General features: G+C 71.9%; 16 protein-coding genes and 1 pseudogene. 13 read left to right on the forward strand and 4 right to left on the reverse strand.

Annotation, left to right across the window (positions count from 1 at the left end):
- Nucleotides 1–48 precede the first annotated feature (48 nt).
- Nucleotides 49–1,701, reverse strand: coding sequence for a sensor histidine kinase (locus OHA98_RS10065; protein WP_266924401.1), 1,653 nt, complete (start codon nucleotides 1,699–1,701; stop codon nucleotides 49–51).
- A 158-nt stretch (nucleotides 1,702–1,859) separates the two neighbouring features.
- Here OHA98_RS10065 and dxr point away from each other — a divergent pair, with 158 nt between their 5' ends.
- From dxr to OHA98_RS10095, 6 genes are all read left to right on the forward strand, one after another.
- On the forward strand, nucleotides 1,860–3,113 hold the full coding sequence (gene dxr / locus OHA98_RS10070; protein WP_266924403.1) for a 1-deoxy-D-xylulose-5-phosphate reductoisomerase: 1,254 nt from the start codon (nucleotides 1,860–1,862) through the stop codon (nucleotides 3,111–3,113).
- Nucleotides 3,110–4,420 carry an RIP metalloprotease gene (locus OHA98_RS10075; protein ID WP_266924405.1) on the forward strand — a complete coding sequence of 437 codons (1,311 nt, stop codon included), beginning with the start codon at nucleotides 3,110–3,112 and terminating at the stop codon, nucleotides 4,418–4,420. Before dxr ends, OHA98_RS10075 begins: the two co-directional genes overlap by 4 nt.
- 213 nt (nucleotides 4,421–4,633) lie before the next feature.
- Entirely contained in the window at nucleotides 4,634–5,788 is a 1,155-nt protein-coding gene (ispG, locus tag OHA98_RS10080; RefSeq protein ID WP_266924407.1) for a flavodoxin-dependent (E)-4-hydroxy-3-methylbut-2-enyl-diphosphate synthase, read from the forward strand.
- Nucleotides 5,789–5,965: 177 nt separating this feature from the next.
- Nucleotides 5,966–6,811, forward strand: coding sequence for a GNAT family N-acetyltransferase (locus tag OHA98_RS10085; RefSeq protein WP_266924409.1), 846 nt, complete (start codon nucleotides 5,966–5,968; stop codon nucleotides 6,809–6,811).
- A gap of 101 nt (nucleotides 6,812–6,912) precedes the next feature.
- Nucleotides 6,913–7,485, forward strand: a complete 573-nt coding sequence (locus OHA98_RS10090; RefSeq protein WP_266924410.1) for a GNAT family N-acetyltransferase — start codon at nucleotides 6,913–6,915, stop codon at nucleotides 7,483–7,485.
- Nucleotides 7,486–7,554: 69 nt separating this feature from the next.
- Nucleotides 7,555–9,258: a proline--tRNA ligase gene (locus OHA98_RS10095; RefSeq protein ID WP_266924412.1), complete on the forward strand. Its 1,704-nt coding sequence runs from the start codon at nucleotides 7,555–7,557 to the stop codon at nucleotides 9,256–9,258.
- Between the two features lie 167 nt (nucleotides 9,259–9,425).
- Here the strand turns inward: OHA98_RS10095 and OHA98_RS10100 are convergent, their stop codons facing one another.
- Genes OHA98_RS10100 through OHA98_RS10110 form a run of 3 tightly spaced genes read right to left on the reverse strand, consistent with a single transcriptional unit; the run spans nucleotide 9,426 to nucleotide 11,413 of the window.
- Nucleotides 9,426–10,352, reverse strand: a complete 927-nt coding sequence (locus tag OHA98_RS10100; protein ID WP_266924414.1) for an aminoglycoside phosphotransferase family protein — start codon at nucleotides 10,350–10,352, stop codon at nucleotides 9,426–9,428.
- A gap of 30 nt (nucleotides 10,353–10,382) precedes the next feature.
- Nucleotides 10,383–10,892 (reverse strand): ferritin-like domain-containing protein, encoded by a 510-nt coding sequence (locus OHA98_RS10105; RefSeq protein WP_266924416.1) that lies wholly within the window; start codon nucleotides 10,890–10,892, stop codon nucleotides 10,383–10,385.
- Entirely contained in the window at nucleotides 10,889–11,413 is a 525-nt protein-coding gene (locus OHA98_RS10110) for a hypothetical protein (RefSeq protein ID WP_266924418.1), read from the reverse strand. Before OHA98_RS10110 ends, OHA98_RS10105 begins: the two co-directional genes overlap by 4 nt.
- A 177-nt stretch (nucleotides 11,414–11,590) precedes the next feature.
- On the opposite strand from OHA98_RS10110, the gene rimP reads away from it, so the two are divergent.
- The 7 genes and pseudogenes from rimP (at nucleotide 11,591) to truB (ending at nucleotide 18,721) form a co-directional block, all read left to right on the forward strand.
- Entirely contained in the window at nucleotides 11,591–12,097 is a 507-nt protein-coding gene (gene rimP, locus OHA98_RS10115) for a ribosome maturation factor RimP (protein ID WP_266924420.1), read from the forward strand.
- 2 nt (nucleotides 12,098–12,099) lie between these two features.
- A complete protein-coding gene (gene nusA, locus OHA98_RS10120; protein WP_266924422.1) occupies nucleotides 12,100–13,140 on the forward strand; it encodes a transcription termination factor NusA in 1,041 nt (346 codons plus the stop codon).
- Between the two features lie 113 nt (nucleotides 13,141–13,253).
- On the forward strand, nucleotides 13,254–13,541 hold the full coding sequence (locus OHA98_RS10125; protein WP_266924424.1) for a YlxR family protein: 288 nt from the start codon (nucleotides 13,254–13,256) through the stop codon (nucleotides 13,539–13,541).
- Nucleotides 13,542–13,681: 140 nt separating this feature from the next.
- Nucleotides 13,682–16,830 (forward strand): annotated as a pseudogene (gene infB, locus OHA98_RS10130) (translation initiation factor IF-2).
- A 172-nt stretch (nucleotides 16,831–17,002) separates the two neighbouring features.
- On the forward strand, nucleotides 17,003–17,296 hold the full coding sequence (locus OHA98_RS10135) for a DUF503 domain-containing protein (RefSeq protein WP_266924426.1): 294 nt from the start codon (nucleotides 17,003–17,005) through the stop codon (nucleotides 17,294–17,296).
- A 37-nt stretch (nucleotides 17,297–17,333) separates the two neighbouring features.
- Entirely contained in the window at nucleotides 17,334–17,822 is a 489-nt protein-coding gene (gene rbfA, locus OHA98_RS10140) for a 30S ribosome-binding factor RbfA (RefSeq protein WP_266924428.1), read from the forward strand.
- The gene (truB, locus tag OHA98_RS10145) at nucleotides 17,819–18,721 is read left to right on the forward strand and encodes a tRNA pseudouridine(55) synthase TruB (protein WP_266924430.1); all 903 of its coding nucleotides are present in this window, start codon (nucleotides 17,819–17,821) and stop codon (nucleotides 18,719–18,721) included. The genes rbfA and truB overlap by 4 nt, the downstream gene beginning before the upstream one ends.
- The last annotated feature ends 207 nt before the right edge of the window (nucleotides 18,722–18,928 follow it).

Raw genomic sequence — 18,928 nt, forward strand, 5'->3', positions numbered from 1 at the left:
GTGCGTCGGTGCGGTGGGGTGCGGTGCGGTGCGGTGGGGCGGGCAGGATCAGGACGACGGCCCCACCACCGCCTTGGACGACAGCCGTCCGCCGGTGAAGCACAACCGGTAGGCGTCCGAGGACATCGGCGCCGTGCTGTAGTACACGCAGTCCGCCCCGGCGGGTGCCTCACCCGCCCCGGACGGCGGCTCGCCCCGGGTCATCGCGGGCAGCCGCTCCGACACATCGGCGTGCGGCTCGCCCACGGTCAGGCGGGTGTACCGCCCACCGTCCAGGACCGCGAAGGACGAGCCGGCCACACTGGCCGGGACCACCAGGACGAGTGCTCCGGCGACGACCGCGAGCGGCGCCCGCACGGTCAGCGCGAGCAGCCGGCGCACCTGGCGTCCGGCCCGTTCCAGTTCGACGGCGGACGGTGCGGGCTCCGGCACGGCGTCACTCCAGGAACCGGCCACGGCCACGGCCACGGTCCCGGTCCCGGTCCCGGCGCCCGAGTTGGCCGCCGGTCCTGCGGGCGACTCGGCGGGCAGCTCGGCGACGACCCGGAAGCCGCCCCGGGGCGTGGGCCCGGAGACCAGCGTGCCGCCTGCCAGCCGTACGCGTTCGCCGAGCCCGACGAGCCCCGTCGCGCCGGAGGCGACCCCGGGCAGAGCACCGGACCTCGACGCCTCGTTCACCACCGCGACGCCGACCCGTCCGCCGCTCCGCGCCAGCTCGACACGGACCGCGGCGCCCGGGGCGTGCTTGACCGCGTTGGTCAGGCCCCCCTGGACGACCCGGTGCACCGCGAGGGCGGTCGTCCTCGGCAGCCCCTCGGTGATCCGGTCCGCGCTCTCCTCGCCCGAGGGGGCGTACGAGACCGCGACCCCGCACGCACGCGCCCCCTCCACCAGGGCGCCGAGGGACTCCCCGGCCGCGGGGCGGTCCTCCGTGCCCAGTACGCCTACGATCTCGCGCAGCCTTCCGGTCGCCGCCGCCGCGGCCTCCCTCAGCTCACCGGCGGCCGCCCGCCCTCCGGGCCCCAGCGCGGGGTTCAGCTCCAGCGCCGCGGCCCGGACCGCGAGCAGGGTCAGCTCATGGCCGAGCGAGTCGTGCATGTCGCCCGCGATCCGGGCCTGTTCCGCGATCCGGGTCCGGTCGGCGACCGCCCGCCGCTCGCTCGCCACCAGACCGGCCACCCGCCGCCCGGTGGAGATCAGCTCGGTGTACCGCCTGCGGTGGCGGCCGAGCAGCCAGGGCAGCAACAGCAGAACCAGCAGCTCCAGGGACACCCGGCCCAGCACCGCCGCGGGCCGGTCCCACGGCTCCCGCGTGAGGCAGGCGCACGCCAGGACGCCCGCCACCGGCAGCACCGCACCGGCGAGGGACAGCGGCGCGGGCCGGGCGGCGGACGGCCGGGACCCCGCGAGGAAGACGAAGACCGCCAGCGCCCCCCAGTACACGGGCGCGAGCGACCCCGTACCCGACCACAGGCCCAGCAGCACCGGCACACTCGACGCGGCGAGCGGCCACCGCCGCGAGACCCCCACGGCGGCCCCCAGCAGGGGCACCGCGACCGCCGCCTCGGCCCGGTGACCGCTCCCCAGGACGACGGCGGACATCACCACGGGAGCGCAGAGCACGAGCCACAGCCCGGTGCGGCGGAGGAAGGACGGGCGGACGGACCGGCGGAGGGAGCATCGGCGGTGCGGACGGCGCATCACTTCAGGATGGGTGTTCCGCGGGCGCCCGGGGTCGGACGGAAGCAGGAGACCGCATCAGACCTGAGAACGACCCGGACCGGGAAAACCCGCGCCGCGCGAGGGCCGACGGGGACGCCCTGTCCACGCGCACAGGCGATGCGGCAACAATGGGGGGCATGAGCGACAGCCCTGCCCCCCTCGCCGACCCGCATCTCGTCTTCGACGCCGCAGAAGGACGCCGGGATCTCGTGATCCTCGGCTCCACCGGGTCCATCGGCACCCAGGCCATCGACCTGGTGCTGCGCAACCCCGACCGCTTCCGGGTCACCGCGCTCTCGGCCGCGGGCGGCCGGGTCGCCCTCCTCGCCGAGCAGGCACACACACTCCGGGTGGCCACGGTGGCGGTCGCCGCCGAGGACGCGGTCCCCGCCCTGCGCGAGGCGTTGCGGGAGCGGTACGGAGCCGGGGAGCCGCTCCCCGAGATCCTGGCCGGACCCGACGCGGCCACCCACCTCGCCGCGAGCGACTGCCACACCGTGCTGAACGGGATCACCGGCTCCATCGGGCTGGCCCCGACCCTCGCCGCACTGGAGGCGGGCCGCACGCTCGCCCTCGCCAACAAGGAGTCGCTGATCGTCGGCGGCCCGCTGGTGAAGGCACTCGCCGCCCCGGGCCAGATCATCCCGGTCGACTCCGAGCACGCCGCGCTCTTCCAGGCACTCGCCGCCGGGACCCGCGCCGATGTCCGCAAGCTCGTCGTCACGGCCTCCGGCGGTCCCTTCCGCGGCCGGACGAGGAGCGACCTGGCCGATGTCACCCGGGAGCAGGCCCTCGCCCACCCGACCTGGGCCATGGGCCCGGTCATCACGATCAACTCGGCGACCCTCGTCAACAAGGGACTGGAAGTCATCGAGGCGCATCTCCTCTACGACATTCCGTTCGACCGGATCGAGGTCGTGGTCCATCCCCAGTCGTACGTGCATTCCATGGTGGAGTTCACCGACGGCTCCACGCTCGCCCAGGCCACCCCGCCGGACATGCGCGGCCCGATCGCCATCGGCCTCGGCTGGCCCCTGCGCGTCCCGGACGCCGCACCCGCCTTCGACTGGACGAAGGCCTCCAGCTGGGAGTTCTACCCCCTGGACAACGAGGCGTTCCCGTCCGTCGGACTCGCCAGGCACGTCGGCACGCTCGGCGGCACCGCGCCCGCCGTGTTCAACGCCGCGAACGAGGAGTGCGTGGACGCGTTCCTCGCGGGACGGCTGCCGTTCAACGGAATCATGGATACGGTCACCGAGGTGGTGACCGAACACGGCACCCCCGCCCCGGGAACTTCGCTGACGGTCGCGGACGTCCTCGATGCGGAGACCTGGGCCCGTGCCCGGTCCCGGGAACTCTCGGCGAAAGCGACAGCGGAGGCGCGCGCATGAGTCTGACCACGATCCTGTTGACGATCCTGGGGATCGTCATCTTCGCCGTGGGGCTGTTGTTCTCGATCGCCTGGCACGAGCTGGGCCACCTCTCGACCGCCAAACTCTTCGGCATCAGGGTGCCGCAGTACATGGTCGGCTTCGGCCCGACCCTCTGGTCGCGCAAGAAGGGCGACACCGAGTACGGCATCAAGGCCATCCCGGCGGGCGGCTACATCCGCATGATCGGCATGTTCCCGCCCGGAGCGGACGGCCGGATCGAAGCGCGCTCCACCTCGCCCTGGCGCGGCATGATCGAGGACGCCAGATCCGCCGCCTACGAGGAGCTGGAGCCGGGCGACGAGACGCGGCTCTTCTACACGCGCAAGCCGTGGAAGCGCGTCATCGTGATGTTCGCCGGACCGTTCATGAACCTGGTCCTGGCCGTCGTGATCTTCATCGGCGTGGCGATGAGCTTCGGCTTCCAGACCCAGACCACCGAGGTGGCCGGCGTCCAGAAGTGCGTGATCTCGCAGAGCGAGGAGCGCGACACCTGCAAGAAGTCCGACCCCGTCTCACCGGCCCAGGCCGCCGGACTCCAGAAGGGCGACCGGATCGTCGCCTTCGACGGACAGCGGATCGACGACTGGGCGACGCTCTCCGACCGCATCCGCGGGACCATCGGCCCCGCCACCCTGACCGTGCAGCGCGACGGCCAGGAAGTGACGCTGCACGCCGTGCTGCGCGAGAACGCCGTGACGAAGAAGGACTCCAACGGCGAGGTGGTGCCCGACCAGTACATCAAGGCGGGCTACCTCGGCTTCGCCGCGCAGACCGAGATCGTGCCGCTCACCTTCGGCGAGTCCGTGGTGCGCATGGGCGACATGCTGGAGAACGGCGTCGACTCGATCATCGCCCTGCCCTCCAAGATCCCGGACCTGTGGGACGCGGCGTTCGGCGACGGCCCGCGCGCCGACGACTCCCCGGTCGGGGTGGTCGGTGCCGCCAGGATCGGCGGCGAGGTGATGACGCTGGACGTTCCGGCGCAGAACCAGATGGCGATGATGCTGTTCCTGCTGGCCGGCTTCAACCTCTCACTGTTCCTGTTCAACATGCTCCCGCTGCTCCCGCTCGACGGCGGGCACATCGCGGGGGCGCTCTGGGAGGCCCTGCGCCGCAATCTGGCCAAGGTCTTCAGGCGTCCCGACCCGGGTCCGTTCGACGTGGCGAGGCTGATGCCGGTCGCCTATGTCGTCGCCGGGATCTTCATCTGCTTCACCCTGCTCGTCCTGGTCGCCGACATCGTGAACCCGGTCAAGATCTCCTGACCGCCACAGCCGCCCCGGCGGCCCCACAGGTGGACGCCGGACACACACGTGGTGTCCGGCGGCCCACCACCGGCTCGCTCGGGCGGCGTGATGCGTCCGTCACCGCTCCCGTGCCGTAACCTCGAAAGCCGGAGCCCGTCGATCCCGGCACCGTGAACCACCCTGAACCACCTTGATCCGCACCTTGATCCACACCTTGGGGATGCTCAGCGCATGACTGCGATTTCTCTCGGAATGCCGGCCGTTCCGACCAAGCTCGCCGACCGGAGGGCCAGCCGGAAGATCCAGGTCGGCTCGGTCGCGGTCGGCGGGGACGCTCCCGTCTCCGTGCAGTCGATGACGACGACGCGTACGTCGGACATCGGGGCCACGCTGCAGCAGATCGCCGAGCTGACGGCGTCGGGCTGTCAGATCGTACGGGTCGCGTGCCCGACCCAGGACGACGCCGACGCGCTGGCGACCATCGCCGCCAAGTCGCAGATCCCGGTGATCGCGGACATCCACTTCCAGCCCAAGTACGTCTTCGCGGCGATCGACGCGGGCTGCGCGGCGGTCCGGGTGAACCCGGGCAACATCAAGCAGTTCGACGACAAGGTCAAGGAGATCGCGAAGGCGGCCGGTGACGCCGGTACGCCGATCCGGATCGGCGTGAACGCGGGCTCGCTGGACGCGCGGCTGCTGAAGAAGTACGGCAAGGCCACCCCGGAGGCCCTCGTCGAGTCGGCGCTGTGGGAGGCGTCCCTCTTCGAGGAGCACGGCTTCGGCGACATCAAGATCTCGGTGAAGCACAACGACCCGGTCGTGATGGTGAACGCCTACCGTCAGCTGGCCGCGCGGAGTGACTACCCGCTGCACCTGGGTGTGACGGAGGCGGGTCCCGCGTTCCAGGGCACGATCAAGTCGGCCGTCGCCTTCGGCGCGCTGCTCTCCGAGGGCATCGGCGACACGATCCGGGTGTCCCTGTCGGCACCGCCCGTCGAGGAGGTCAAGGTCGGCCTGCAGATCCTCGAAGCGCTGAACCTCAAGCAGCGTCGGCTGGAGATCGTCTCGTGCCCCTCGTGCGGCCGGGCGCAGGTGGATGTCTACAAGCTGGCGGACCAGGTCAGCGCGGGCCTCGAAGGCATGGAGGTCCCGCTGCGGGTCGCCGTGATGGGCTGCGTCGTCAACGGTCCCGGTGAGGCCCGTGAGGCGGACCTCGGTGTCGCCTCCGGCAACGGCAAGGGCCAGATCTTCGTGAAGGGCGAGGTCATCAAGACCGTGCCGGAGTCGAAGATCGTCGAGACGCTCATCGAAGAGGCGATGAAGATCGCCGAGCAGATGGAGAAGGACGGCATCCCGTCCGGCGAACCCGAGGTCTCCATCAGCTGACCCGCCCCCGCCCTTCCCGACCGCGCCCCGCCGGACCCCGTGTCCGGCGGGGCGCGGCCGTGCCGTGCCGGACCGCCGGGGGTGCCCCGCCAGGCAGCGGACCGGTCCGCGGGCGGCGCCCGACAGCCTTGTTCGGTACAGTGCGGAAATCAGCAGACCGTATGGTGAGGCCCCCTCGTGTTGACGCAGACCACCACCCGGGTCCTCGAACCCAGCGACCTCGGCGCAGCGCTCGCCATCCTGGAGAGCGAGCCCGTGGCCAACGCCTTTGTGACGTCCCGCGTGCAGGTCGCGGGGCTCGACCCATGGCGGCTCGGCGGGGAGATGTGGGGCTGGTACGCCGACGGCAGGCTGCGCTCGCTCTGCTACTCCGGCGCCAACCTCGTCCCCATCTGCGCCGGACCCGAAGCGGTCCGGGCCTTCGCCGACCGGGCCCGCAGGGCCGGCCGCCGCTGTTCCTCGATCGTCGGCCCCGCCGAACCCACCGCCCGGCTGTGGCGCCTGCTGGAACCGAGCTGGGGCCCCGCCCGCGAGGTCCGGGCCAACCAGCCGCTCATGGTCACCGAGAGCCTGTCCGCCGAGGTGCCGCCCGACCCGCTCGTACGCCGCGTCCGCAAGGACGAGATGGACGTCCTGATGCCGGCCTGCGTGGCGATGTTCACCGAGGAGGTCGGCGTCTCCCCGCTGGCGGGCGACGGCGGACTCCTCTACCAGGCCCGCGTCGCCGAACTCATCAGCACCGGCCGTTCCTTCGCCCGTATCGAGGACGGCAAGGTCCTCTTCAAGGCGGAGATCGGCGCCGCCACCTCCCTGGCCTGCCAGATCCAGGGCGTCTGGGTCGCCCCCGAGTTCCGCGGCCGCGGGCTCTCCGAGACGGGCATGGCGGCCGTCCTGGCCCATGCGCTGGCCGATGTGGCACCGGTCGTCAGCCTGTACGTGAACGACTACAACACCCCCGCGCGCAAGGCGTACGCCCGCGTCGGCTTCCGTGAGGTCGGCGCCTTCATGAGCGTGCTGTTCTGACCGTGGCGGAGCGTGCCCGTCCGGCCGGACGCACGCGTGCCGCCGCGAGCGGCCCGCGGCGGGCTGTTCTGGCCGTGCGGTACGGACAGTAGGGTTCGCGCATGGCAGCAGCAGTTCCCGGGAACGGCCCCCGGACCCCCGGCATCGTGATCGGCCCGCTCGACCTGGCCGCACGGGTCGACGAAGCCCTGCTCGTCCAGGCCGTCGCCTTCGGACTCAGCCAGGACGAGATCGATGTGCGCCGCCACATCGTCCTCAGACACCTCGACCATCCCTTCGCACGGGCGCTGGGCGCCACCACGCCCACCGGGCGGCTCGTCGGGTTCGTCTACGGCCTGCCGAACGACCGCGCCCACTGGTGGTCCACCGTCGTCGAGCCCTATCTGCGGGCGACCGGCTCCGACGGCTGGCTGGACGACTCGTTCGTCATCACCGAGCTCCATGTCCACCCGGACTACCAGCAGCGCGGCATCGGACGTGCCCTGATCACCACCGTCACGGACGCCGTGGACCACCCCCGCTCGATCCTCTCCGCCATCGACAGGGAGAGCCCGGCACGCGGCCTGTACCGCGCGCTGGGCTACCAGGACCTGGCCCGGCAGGTGGTCTTCCCGAGCGCCCCGCTGCCGTACGCGGTCATGGGCGCACCGCTGCCGCTCCGCCGTTCCGGCTGAATCGATTTCCGCCCGCACGGGCCGCCCGGTTAACCTCGGCCACACCACCCTTGCGAGCAGGAGTTCATCATGGCCCAGGTCCAGCGCATGTCCCGATTGATGATCAAGACACTGCGCGACGACCCGGCGGACGCCGAGACGCTCAACCACAAGCTGCTCGTCCGGGCCGGATACGTACGCCGCACGGCCGCCGGCATCTGGTCCTGGCTGCCGCTCGGCAAGAAGGTCCTGGACAACATCACCCGCGTCGTCCGCGAGGAGATGGACGCCATCGGCGGCCAGGAGGTCCTGCTTCCCGCGCTGCTGCCCAAGGAGGCGTACGAGGCGAGCGGCCGGTACGAGGAGTACGGCGACCTGCTCTTCAGGCTCAAGGACCGCAAGGGCGCCGACTACCTCCTCGGCCCCACGCACGAGGAGATCTTCACCCAGGTCGTCAAGGACATGTGCTCGTCCTACAAGGACCTGCCCGTGATCCTCTACCAGATCCAGACCAAGTACCGCGACGAGGCCCGTCCCCGCGCCGGTGTGCTGCGCGGCCGCGAGTTCCAGATGAAGGACTCGTACTCCTTCGACACCACCGACGAGGGCCTGTCGGAGGCGTACCGGCTGCACCGCGGCGCCTACATCCGGATCTTCGAGCGCCTCGGCCTCGACCACCGGATCGTCTCCGCCGTCTCCGGCGCCATGGGCGGCTCCGCCTCCGAGGAGTTCCTGGCTCCCGCGCCCGCCGGCGAGGACACCTTCGTCGACTGTCCGAACTGCGACTACGCCGCCAACACCGAGGCCGTGACCTTCCGGGCCACCCCGGTGGACGGCTCCGCGACCGGCCCCGTCGAGGAGCTGGACACCCCCGACACCCCGACCATCGAGACCCTCGCCGCCCACCTCGGCGTCCCGGCGTCCGCCACCCTGAAGAACCTCCTGGTCAAGGTCGACGGCGAGATCGTGGCCGTGGGCGTGCCCGGCGACCGTGAGGTCGACCTCGGCAAGCTCGGCGAGCACCTCGCCCCCGCCGTCGTCGAGCTGGTCACCGCCGAGGACTTCGTGGGCCGCCCCGAGCTGGTCCGCGGCTACGTCGGCCCGCAGGGCCTGGAGAAGGTCCGCTACATCGCCGACCCCCGTGTCGCCGCCGGCACCGCCTGGATCACGGGTGCCAACAAGGAGGGCAAGCACGCGGAGAACGTCGTCGCGGGCCGCGACTTCGAGGTCGACCAGTACCTCGACGTCGTCGTCGTCGAGGCGGGCGACCCCTGCCCCAACTGCGGCGCCGGCCTCCAGGTGGACCGTGCCATCGAGATCGGCCACATCTTCCAGCTCGGCCGCAAGTACGCCGACATCTTCTCCCTCGACGTCCTCGGCCAGCAGGGCAAGCCCGTCCGGGTCACGATGGGCTCGTACGGCATCGGCGTCTCCCGCGCCGTGGCCGCACTCGCCGAGCAGACCGCCGACGACAAGGGCCTGTGCTGGCCCCGCGAGATCGCCCCGGCCGATGTCCACGTGGTCGCGGCGGGCAAGGCGCTCCAGACCGAGCTGGCCCTGGAGGTCTCCGAGAAGCTCGGCGCCGCCGGGGTCCGGGTCCTGGTCGACGACCGCGCGGGTATCTCGCCCGGCGTGAAGTTCACCGACTCCGAGCTCATCGGCGTACCGACGATCCTGGTCGCGGGACGCCGCTCCGCCGAGGGCGTCGTCGAGCTGAAGGACCGGCGCACCGGCGAGCGCGAGGAGCTCACCGTCGACGAGGCCATCGCGCGCATCACCGCCGACCTGGGCTGATCCGTCCGCACCTACGACGAGGCCCCCGCGCACCGGCAGGTGCTGCGGGGGCCTTCTCGCGTCGGCGGGTGCGCGGGGTGTCCGGGATGTCCTGTCGCGGCGCCCGCCGGGGATCAGCGCCACCCGCCGGGGATCAGCGCCACCCGCCGGGGATCACGGGCGCGCCCTCACAGCCAGCCCGCGAACTCCAGCGTCAGCTCACCCGTCTGCCGCCGCCCCTCGGCCAGCGCCCGGATACCCGACTCCACCGCCCGGAACAACGTCCAGCCGTGCAGCCGCTCCTGTGCCACATCCAGCGACTCCGCGAGCTTCTTGACCCGCCGGCGTGCCGTCACGGGGCCGCCGGGCGAGGCGATCAGGTCCTCCACCCGGTCACGGACCAGCCGCGCCAGGTCGTAGGCCCGCTCACCCACGAGCGGTTCGGGACCCACCGTCAGCCAGGGCGCGCGCTCACCGGAGAGCACCTTGCTCTGGCGGAAGTTACCGTGCAGCAGCAGGAGTTCGGGGGAGTGGGCGACCAGCTCCGCGCGGGCGGCCAGCGCCGCGGAGACGAGCGAGGCCAGTACCGGGTCCGCCTCGGCGGCGTCGCGCATCGGCCCGGCCTGACGTGCGGTCCGCTCGGTGACCGTCTCGAAAGGATGCCCGGCGGGCGGTTCGACCCACAGCCGCCGCACCGTGCCCGCCGCCTCCAACAGGGCCTTCGCCTCCGGCAGCGAACGCAGCGACACCTCGTGGTGCAGCCGCTCCAGCAGCAGCCCGCCGGCCGGGTCCGCCCCGGCGCCCGGAAGGTCCAGGAGCCGTACCGCGCCCCAGCCGTCCCAGTGCGCCAGCGCCGCCCGCTCCTGTGCGGGCCCGGCGCAGGGCGGGGCGATCTTCAGCGCGGCCGGGGTTCCGTCGGGCCGCTGCACCAGCAGGACCAGACTGCTGCGCCCGCCGGGGGCGACCACCCGTTCGACGGACAGATCCCGCCCGTCGCCGGTCAGTGCCTCCGCGGTGAGTGCGGGGAGCCGCTGCCCGAGCCAGTCGGCGGCGGCGGCTTCGCCGTACGTCTCGCCGAGCGCTCGCACCAGACGCTGCGGCGGTTCGAAACCCATACGCCTTTTGTTCCCTTTCAGAGCCTTCTGTCAGTGCGTCCCGTCCGCCCCGGCGGCCTCCACGGGCGCCGTCGCCACGGGTTCGCGGCCGGCGGCCCGCTCGGCAAGCCCAGGAAAGGCTACGCCGCTGCCCCGCCAGCGCACCGCACGCACGGCGGCCTCGCGCAGGGCTCCCGCCGCCTCCCGGCGCAGCTCCCCCTCGGCGGCGCGCACGAGATCGGAGTAGACGCCGGCGACCCGGTCCTCCAGCACCGCGGCGAGCCGCACCGCGGCCGCCGGGTCGGTCACCGCGAACGGCAGAGCGTACGCGGCGGCGGCCGCGACCGGCGCACCGCCCAGGTCACGCACGGTGCGCACCAGCGCGTCCCGGCGGGCCCGGTGGCCGTCGTACGCCGCGGTGGCCTCGTCGCGGCGCTCGCGGGCGACCCGGCCGCCCACCACCCCGTAGCCGTAGACCGCGGCGTGCTCGGCGGCCAGCGCCGCCAGTGCGGCGGTCAGGGCGGGGACGGGCCCGTCCGGCTTCCCGGCCTGCGTGCTCATGACGTCTCCTTGGCCAGTTCGGTCAGCAGGTACGCGTGCGCCGCGGACGCCGCCGCGATGGATGCCAGCAGCCGGGCCAGCTCCGGTCCGGCCGTCAGCAGGGCCTTGGCGTGGGCGTCGGCGGCCCGCCGTTCCGCCGCGGCCAGCTCCTTCACCGCGGTCCTCGCGTCGGCCACCGGGGGCATCCTGACGAAGGAGAGCGACTGCTTCTTCCCGGCGCCCGCCGAGAGGGCCTTCAGATGTTCCTCCGTCGCCGCCCGCAGGGGAGCGAGCCCCGCCGCGGTCGCCGGATGGGCCTCTCCGACCGCTTCGTACCGGGCGAGCAGCCCGGCACCGGTCCGCGCGGCAGCGGCCCGCAGCGTCCGGTCGGCCCGGACCGCGGCGGCCTGTGCGCCGGTGTGCGCGGTGCCCCCGCGGCCCCCGGTCCCGCCGTCGCCACCGCAGCCGGCCAGCACAGCGCCCATCGCCAGAGCGCCCGTCGCCGTGAGCGCCCCCCTGCGCGTCGTCCCCGTGCGCCGCACTTTTCTCCTTCGAGTCTGGACCGGTCCTGACCGGATCTGTCCTGAAGTGATCACCGCAGGCGAGCGTACCTGCGGGAGCGGGGGCAGGCGGACGGCAACACCCCTCGGGACCGGATACCCTTTGACCTGACGCACGACGATCCCCACAACAGCACACGCGGCCGAGGAGTCACCCGGATGAGCACCACCCAGAGCGAGAGGCTGCGCGGACTGCTGGAACCGCTCGCCGCCGCGAAGCAGCTGGATCTCGAGGAGATCGAGCTTTCCCGGGCAGGCCGGCGTCGTGTGCTGCGGATCATCGTGGATTCCGAAGAGGGCGTGGAGCTCGACACCTGTGCCGAGCTGAGCCGCGAGATCTCCGAGAAGCTCGATGAGACCGACGTGATGGGCGAGGACGAGTACGTCCTGGAAGTGAGCTCGCCGGGCGCCGACCGCCCGCTGACCGAGCACCGCCACTACGTACGCGCCACCGGCAGGCTCGCCAGGTTCCGGCTGACCGCGGGCCCGGACCAGGACGAGCTGGTCGCGCGCATCCTGGCCGTCGACGAGGAGGGGCTCGACCTCGAAGTGCCGGGCGTCAAGGGCCGGAAGCCCACGTCCCGCCGGGTCGCCTTCGCCGACATCGCCAAGGCGCGCGTGGAGATCGAATTCAACCGCAAGGACAAGAAGGAAGAGGAGGCGTAGCCGTGGACATCGATGTGAAGCTTCTGAAGGGCTTGGCGCAGAGCAAGGAGATCCCCTTCGAGGTGCTCGTCGGAGCGATCGAATCGGCCCTCCTCATCGCGTACCACCACACCCCGCACAGCCACCGCCGCGCACGGGTGAAGCTGGACGAGTCCGGCCATGTCACGGTATGGGCGAAGGAGGACCCGGCCGATCTCGAAGAGGGCCAGGAGCCCAAGGAGTTCGACGACACCCCGTCCGACTTCGGCCGCATCGCCGCGTCCACCGCCAAGCAGGTCATCATGCAGCGGCTGCGTGACGCGGAGGACGACAAGACCTTCGGCGAGTACGCGGGCCACGAGGGCGATGTCGTCACCGGCGTCGTCCAGCAGGGCAAGGACCCGAAGAACGTCCTGGTCGACATCGGCAAGCTGGAGGCGATCCTGCCGGTCCAGGAGCAGGTGCCCGGCGAGGAGTACACCCACGGCCTGCGCCTGCGCACCTACGTCGTGCGCGTCGCCAAGGGTGTGCGCGGTCCGTCCGTGACGCTCTCGCGCACCCACCCCAACCTCGTGAAGAAGCTCTTCGCGCTGGAGGTCCCGGAGATCGCCGACGGTTCCGTCGAGATCTGCGCGATCGCCCGCGAGGCCGGTCACCGCACCAAGATCGCGGTCCGTTCGACCCGTTCCGGCCTCAACCCCAAGGGCGCCTGCATCGGCCCGATGGGCGGCCGTGTGCGCAATGTCATGGCCGAGCTGCACGGCGAGAAGATCGACATCGTGGACTGGTCGGACGACCCGGCCGAGATGGTCGCCAACGCCCTGTCGCCCGCCCGGGTGAGCGAGGTGGAGGTCGTGGACCTCGGCGCCCGGTCCGCACGGGTCACCGTCCCGGACTACCAGCTGTCGCTGGCGATCGGCAAGGAGGGGCAGAACGCCCGCCTCGCCGCCCGTCTCACCGGCTGGCGCATCGACATCCGGCCGGACACCGAGACCGACGCCGAGCGCGACATCGCGGACCGCGAGCGGGCCGAGCGGGCCCGGGAGCGCTCGGAAAGGCGTTGACCCGGAGCCGCTCCAAGGAATAGATCTGGGTGGCAAGCCGCCGAGATCACGACAACATCCGTTCGATTTTTGCCCCAAAGGGGTGAGGTCGGTACGGGGAGGTAGACTTAACCGTGTCTGGCCGGACGCAAGCCCGCGCTTGCCCCGAGCGAACCTGTGTGGGATGCCGGGAGCGAGCGGCCAAGAGCGAGCTGCTGCGCATTGTGGTGGACGAGGGCGCCTGCGCCCCTGATCCACGCGGTACGCTGCCCGGCCGGGGTGCTTATCTGCACCCCGCATCTGTCTGTCTCGACCTGGCGGTTCGCCGCCGGGCATTCCCCCGGGCCTTCAAGGCCGAGGGGCCGTTCGACTCCGCCGCACTGCGGCGGTTCGTCGAGCGGGTGACACCGCAAGAAAAGTGAACGGCACGGGTCCCCGTGCGGTCAGGTACCTCGCGAGTTGGAAGTAGGTCGAGATTGCGATGAGCACTCGATGAGTACGCGATGAGTACGCCCATGAAGTAGCGACGGTCCGGCGGTAACCCGGACCTAAAAGGAGCGAAGTGGCTAAGGTCCGGGTATACGAACTCGCCAAGGAGTTCGGCGTCGAGAGCAAGGTCGTCATGGCCAAGCTCCAAGAACTCGGTGAATTCGTCCGTTCGGCGTCCTCGACGATCGAGGCGCCGGTTGTACGCAAATTGACTGACGCACTGCAGGGGCCCGGCGGCAACGCCGGCAAGTCCGCTGCCAAGCCCGGCGCGCCCCGCAAGGCCGCGCCCGCAAAGCCCGCAGCGCCCTCCCCGGCCGCCGCGGCACGTCCCGCTGCCCCGAAGCCCGGCGCCCCGGCCCCCAAGCCGGCCGCCGCCGAGGCCCCCGCGAGCAGCACCCCGGCGAGCAGCGCCCCGGCAGCGCCCTCCGCGCCGTCGGCGGGCCCGCGTCCGGGCCCGAAGCCCGCGCCCAAGCCCGCCCCGGTGACACCGGTCCCCGCTGCCGAGTTCTCGGCACCGGCTCCGGCCCAGCCGGCCGCGCCCGCGCAGCAGCAGTCCCCCGTCCCGCAGGCGCCACCCCCGGCCCGCGTCCCGCCTCCCGCCCGGCTCCGGCCGGCGGTCAGCGTGACGGCGGCCGCGACGGTGGTCAGCGTGACGGCGGCCGTGGTGGCGAGCGTGGCGGCGACCGCCCCGCGCGTCCCGCGGGCCAGGGCGCCCCGCGCCCCGGCGGCGCCCGTCCGGCCGGTCCCCGTCCGGGCAACAACCCCTTCACCTCCGGCGGTTCCACCGGCATGGCGCGCCCCCAGGCGCCCCGTCCCGGCGGTGCCCCGCGCCCCGGTGGCGGTCAGGAGCGCCCCGGCGCCCCGCGCCCGCAGGGCAGTGGTCCCGGCGGCGCCCCGCGCCCCCAGGGTCAGGGTGGCGCACGTCCCTCTCCGGGCGGCATGCCCCGTCCGCAGGCTCCCCGCCCCGGCGGTGGCCCCGCGGGTAACCGTCCGAACCCCGGCATGATGCCGCAGCGTCCCGCCGCGGGTCCGCGTCCCGGCGGTGGCCCCGGCGGTGGCCGTGGTCCCGGCGGTGGCGGCGGTCGTCCCGGTGGTGGCGGTGGCGGCGGCGGTCGTCCCGGTGGCGGCGGCTTCGCGGGCCGTCCGGCCGGTCCCGGCGGCGGTGGCGGCGGGTTCGCCGGCCGTCCCGGTGGTCCGGGTGGCGGCGGCGGTGCCGGTCGTCCCGGTGGTGGCGGCGGCTTCGGCGGTCGTCCCGGCTTCGGTGGCCGTCCCGGTGGCCCCGGTGGCCGTGGTGGCACACAGGGTGCGTTCGGCCGTCCCGGCGGTCCGGCGCGTCGTGGCCGCAAGTCGAAGCGGCAGAGGCGCCAGGAGTACGAGGCCATGCAGGCCCCGTCGGTCGGCGGCGTCATGCTGCCTCGCGGCAACGGACAGGCTGTCCGGCTGTCGCGCGGTGCCTCCCTCACCGACTTCGCGGAGAAGATCAACGCCAACCCGGCGTCGCTCGTCGCCGTGATGATGAACCTCGGCGAGATGGTCACGGCCACGCAGTCCGTCTCCGACGAGACGCTGCGGCTCCTCGCGGACGAGATGAACTACGTCCTGGAGATCGTCAGCCCCGAGGAGGAGGACCGCGAGCTGCTCGAGTCCTTCGACATCGAGTTCGGCGAGGACGAGGGCGGCGAAGAGGCCCTGGTCTCCCGTCCGCCGGTCGTGACCGTCATGGGTCACGTCGACCACGGTAAGACCCGACTGCTGGACGCGATCCGCAAGACGAATGTCGTCGCGGGCGAGGCCGGCGGCATCACGCAGCACATCGGTGCGTACCAGGTCTCCTCCGAGGTCAACGGCGAGGACCGCCGGATCACCTTCATCGACACCCCGGGTCACGAGGCGTTCACCGCCATGCGTGCACGTGGTGCGAAGTCGACCGACATCGCGATCCTCGTGGTGGCGGCCAACGACGGTGTGATGCCCCAGACGATCGAGGCGCTGAACCACGCCAAGGCGGCCGAGGTGCCGATCGTGGTCGCGGTCAACAAGATCGACGTCGAGGGTGCCGACCCGACCAAGGTGCGCGGTCAGCTCACCGAGTTCGGTCTGGTGGCCGAGGAGTACGGCGGCGACACGATGTTCGTCGACATCTCCGCGAAGCAGGGCCTCAACATCGAGGCACTGCTGGAGGCCGTCGTCCTCACCGCCGACGCCTCGCTCGACCTGCGGGCCAACCCGGAGCAGGACGCGCAGGGTATTGCGATCGAGTCCCACCTCGACCGCGGCCGCGGTGCCGTCGCGACCGTCCTGGTCCAGCGAGGCACGCTGCGGGTCGGCGACACGATGGTCGTCGGCGACGCGTACGGCCGAGTCCGCGCGATGCTCGACGACAAGGGCGAGAACGTCGAGGAAGCGGGTCCCTCGACCCCCGTCCTCGTGCTGGGTCTCACCAACGTCCCGGGCGCCGGCGACAACTTCCTGGTCGTCGACGAGGACCGTACGGCCCGTCAGATCGCCGAGAAGCGTGCCGCCCGTGAGCGCAACGCCAACTTCGCCCGCAAGGGTGTCCGGTTCTCCCTGGAGAACCTGGACGAGGCGCTCAAGGCCGGTCTGGTCCAGGAACTCAACCTCATCATCAAGGGCGACGCGTCCGGTTCGGTGGAGGCTCTCGAGTCCTCGCTGCTCCAGCTCGACGTCGGTGAAGAGGTCGACATCCGGGTCCTGCACCGCGGTGTGGGTGCGGTCACCGAGTCGGACATCGACCTGGCGACCGGCTCCGACGCCATCGTGATCGGCTTCAACGTGCGCGCCGCGGGGCGTGCCGCGCAGATGGCCGAGCGCGAAGGCGTGGACGTCCGGTACTACTCGGTCATCTACCAGGCGATCGAAGAGATCGAAGCGGCCCTCAAGGGCATGCTCAAGCCGGAGTACGAAGAGGTCGAGCTCGGTACGGCGGAGATCCGCGAGATCTTCCGCTCGTCCAAGCTGGGCAACATCGCCGGTGTGCTGGTCCGGTCCGGCGAGGTCAAGCGCAACACCAAGGCGCGCCTGCTGCGCGATGGCAAGGTCATCGCGGAGAACCTCAACATCTCCGGTCTGCGCCGCTTCAAGGACGACGTCACCGAGATCCGCGAAGGCTTCGAGGGCGGTATCAACCTCGGAAACTTCAACGACATCAAGATCGACGACGTCATCGCGACGTACGAGATGCGCGAGAAGCCGCGCGGCTGATCCGTACCTCAACGGTCGGGGCCGGTCGACGGGTCATATTTCCGTCGATCGGCCCCGGCCGTTCCGGTACGGTTCTGGATGTCCCTGCCGAGTGCGGGCAGGGCGCGGCTGTGCCGGCCCGGGGGATGCCCCCGGGCACCCGAACCCGAACCGGCGGGACATCCGGACATCCATGTATGTGGGGACACTGTCCTTCGATCTGCTCCTCGGCGACGTACGGTCGTTGAAGGAGAAACGCTCCATCGTCCGTCCGATCGTCGCCGAACTGCACCGCAAGTACGCGGTGAGTGTGGCGGAGACCGGCGGGCAGGATCTCCATCGAAGGGCCGAGATCGGCCTTGCCGTGGTCTCCGGGGACACCGGACACCTCACGGACGTACTGGACCGGTGCGAGCGGCTGATCGCCGCGCGTCCCGAGGTGGAGCTGCTGTCGGTTCGACGGCGGCTGCACAGTGACGAAGACTGAACCGTAAGCAAAAACCAGAAGGAAGAGTGACGGACCGGTGACCGACAACGCGCGGGCCCGCAAGCTGGCCGATCGCATCCAGGTCGTGGTCGCGGAGACCCTGGACCGGCGTATCAAGGATCCGCGGCTCGGATTCGTGACGATCACGGACGCCCGTGTCACCGGCGACCTGCGGGAGGCCACGGTCTTCTACACGGTCTACGGCGACGACGAGGAGCGCGCGGCCTCCGCCGCGGCGCTGGAGAGCGCCAAGGGCGTCCTGCGCTCCGAGGTCGGCCGGCAGACCGGGGTCCGGTTCACACCGACCCTGGCCTTCGTCCCGGACGCCCTGCCGGACAACGCCCGCACCATCGAGGACCTCCTCGACAAGGCGCGGGCCAAGGACGCCGCGGTACGCGAGGTGTCGACCGGCGCGAAGTACGCCGGCGACGCCGACCCGTACCGCAAGCCGGAGGACGAGGACGAGGCCGAGGGGTCCGACGGGCCCGAGCGCCCCGGCGGGAACGAGGGCTCGGCCTCCGCATGACACAGCAGAACAACAGGACGCCGGACGGCCTTGTCATCGTCGACAAGCCGTCCGGCTTCACTTCGCACGACGTCGTCGCCAAGATGCGCGGCATCGCCCGCACCCGCCGCGTCGGGCACGCAGGCACGCTCGACCCGATGGCGACCGGTGTGCTCGTGCTCGGCGTCGAGAAGGCCACCAAGCTCCTGGGCCACCTCGCGCTGACCGAGAAGGAGTACCTCGGCACGATCCGGCTCGGTCAGGACACCGTCACCGATGACGCGGAGGGCGAGATCACCTCGTCCACCGACGCCTCGGGTGTGACGAGGGAGGGCATCGACGCCGGGGTGGCCGCGCTGACCGGCGCGATCATGCAGGTGCCGTCCAAGGTCAGTGCCATCAAGATCGACGGCAAGCGTTCCTACGCGCGGGTGCGCGGTGGCGAGGAGTTCGAGATCCCGGCCCGTCCGGTGACCGTCTCGTCCTTCCACGTCTACGACGTCCGCGAGGCCGTCGCCGAGGACGGGACCCCGGTCGTCGACCTCGTCGTCTCCGTCGTCTGCTCCTCCGGTACGTACATCCGCGCCCTCGCCCGGGACCTCGGTGCCGGGCTCGGCGTGGGTGGTCACCTCACGGCGCTGCGGCGCACCCGGGTCGGCCCGTACGGCCTGGACGCGGCGAGGACGCTGGAGGCGCACCAGGAGGAGCTGACCGTGATGCCGGTCGCCGAGGCCGCCGCCTCCGCGTTCCCCCGCTGGGACGTGGACGAGAAGCGGGCCAGGCTGCTGCTCAACGGGGTCCGGCTGGACATGCCCGCGTATCCGCCGGGACCGGTCGGGGTCTTCGGGCCCGACGGGACGTTCCTGGTGCTCGTCGAGGAGCAGAAGGGCAAGGCCAGGAGCCTCGCCGTCTTCGCCTGACGGACGCTCTCCCCGGGGCCTGCCCGCTCCACCGCCGGTCCTGCCGTGGAGCGGGCACAGCCCCCGATGCCCGCTCCACGACCCCCCTCCCGGGTTGAGCCCTGTCCATCCTGCCCGGCGAATTCACCCCAATGGACGGGCGCTCGGAGTGAATGAGGGGTGTACGAGGGGGCGTGTTCGTACCTCGCGCTTCTCGCGCCGATCACT

It is taken from the genome of Streptomyces sp. NBC_00654 (assembly GCF_026341775.1).
GTDB lineage: Bacteria > Actinomycetota > Actinomycetes > Streptomycetales > Streptomycetaceae > Streptomyces.

What these genes read in the sequence shown, in the direction of transcription:
- OHA98_RS10135 (WP_266924426.1), top strand. Translation starts at nt 17,003, where the DNA reads ATGTATGTGGGGACACTGTCCTTCGATCTGCTCCTCGGCGACGTACGG.
- OHA98_RS10090 (WP_266924410.1), top strand. Translation starts at nt 6,913, where the DNA reads ATGGCAGCAGCAGTTCCCGGGAACGGCCCCCGGACCCCCGGCATCGTG.
- OHA98_RS10075 (WP_266924405.1), top strand. Translation starts at nt 3,110, where the DNA reads ATGAGTCTGACCACGATCCTGTTGACGATCCTGGGGATCGTCATCTTC.
- OHA98_RS10100 (WP_266924414.1), bottom strand. Translation starts at nt 10,352, where the DNA reads ATGGGTTTCGAACCGCCGCAGCGTCTGGTGCGAGCGCTCGGCGAGACG.
- OHA98_RS10095 (WP_266924412.1), top strand. Translation starts at nt 7,555, where the DNA reads ATGGCCCAGGTCCAGCGCATGTCCCGATTGATGATCAAGACACTGCGC.
- rimP (WP_266924420.1), top strand. Translation starts at nt 11,591, where the DNA reads ATGAGCACCACCCAGAGCGAGAGGCTGCGCGGACTGCTGGAACCGCTC.
- dxr (WP_266924403.1), top strand. Translation starts at nt 1,860, where the DNA reads ATGAGCGACAGCCCTGCCCCCCTCGCCGACCCGCATCTCGTCTTCGAC.
- OHA98_RS10105 (WP_266924416.1), bottom strand. Translation starts at nt 10,892, where the DNA reads ATGAGCACGCAGGCCGGGAAGCCGGACGGGCCCGTCCCCGCCCTGACC.
- OHA98_RS10065 (WP_266924401.1), bottom strand. Translation starts at nt 1,701, where the DNA reads ATGCGCCGTCCGCACCGCCGATGCTCCCTCCGCCGGTCCGTCCGCCCG.
- ispG (WP_266924407.1), top strand. Translation starts at nt 4,634, where the DNA reads ATGACTGCGATTTCTCTCGGAATGCCGGCCGTTCCGACCAAGCTCGCC.
- truB (WP_266924430.1), top strand. Translation starts at nt 17,819, where the DNA reads ATGACACAGCAGAACAACAGGACGCCGGACGGCCTTGTCATCGTCGAC.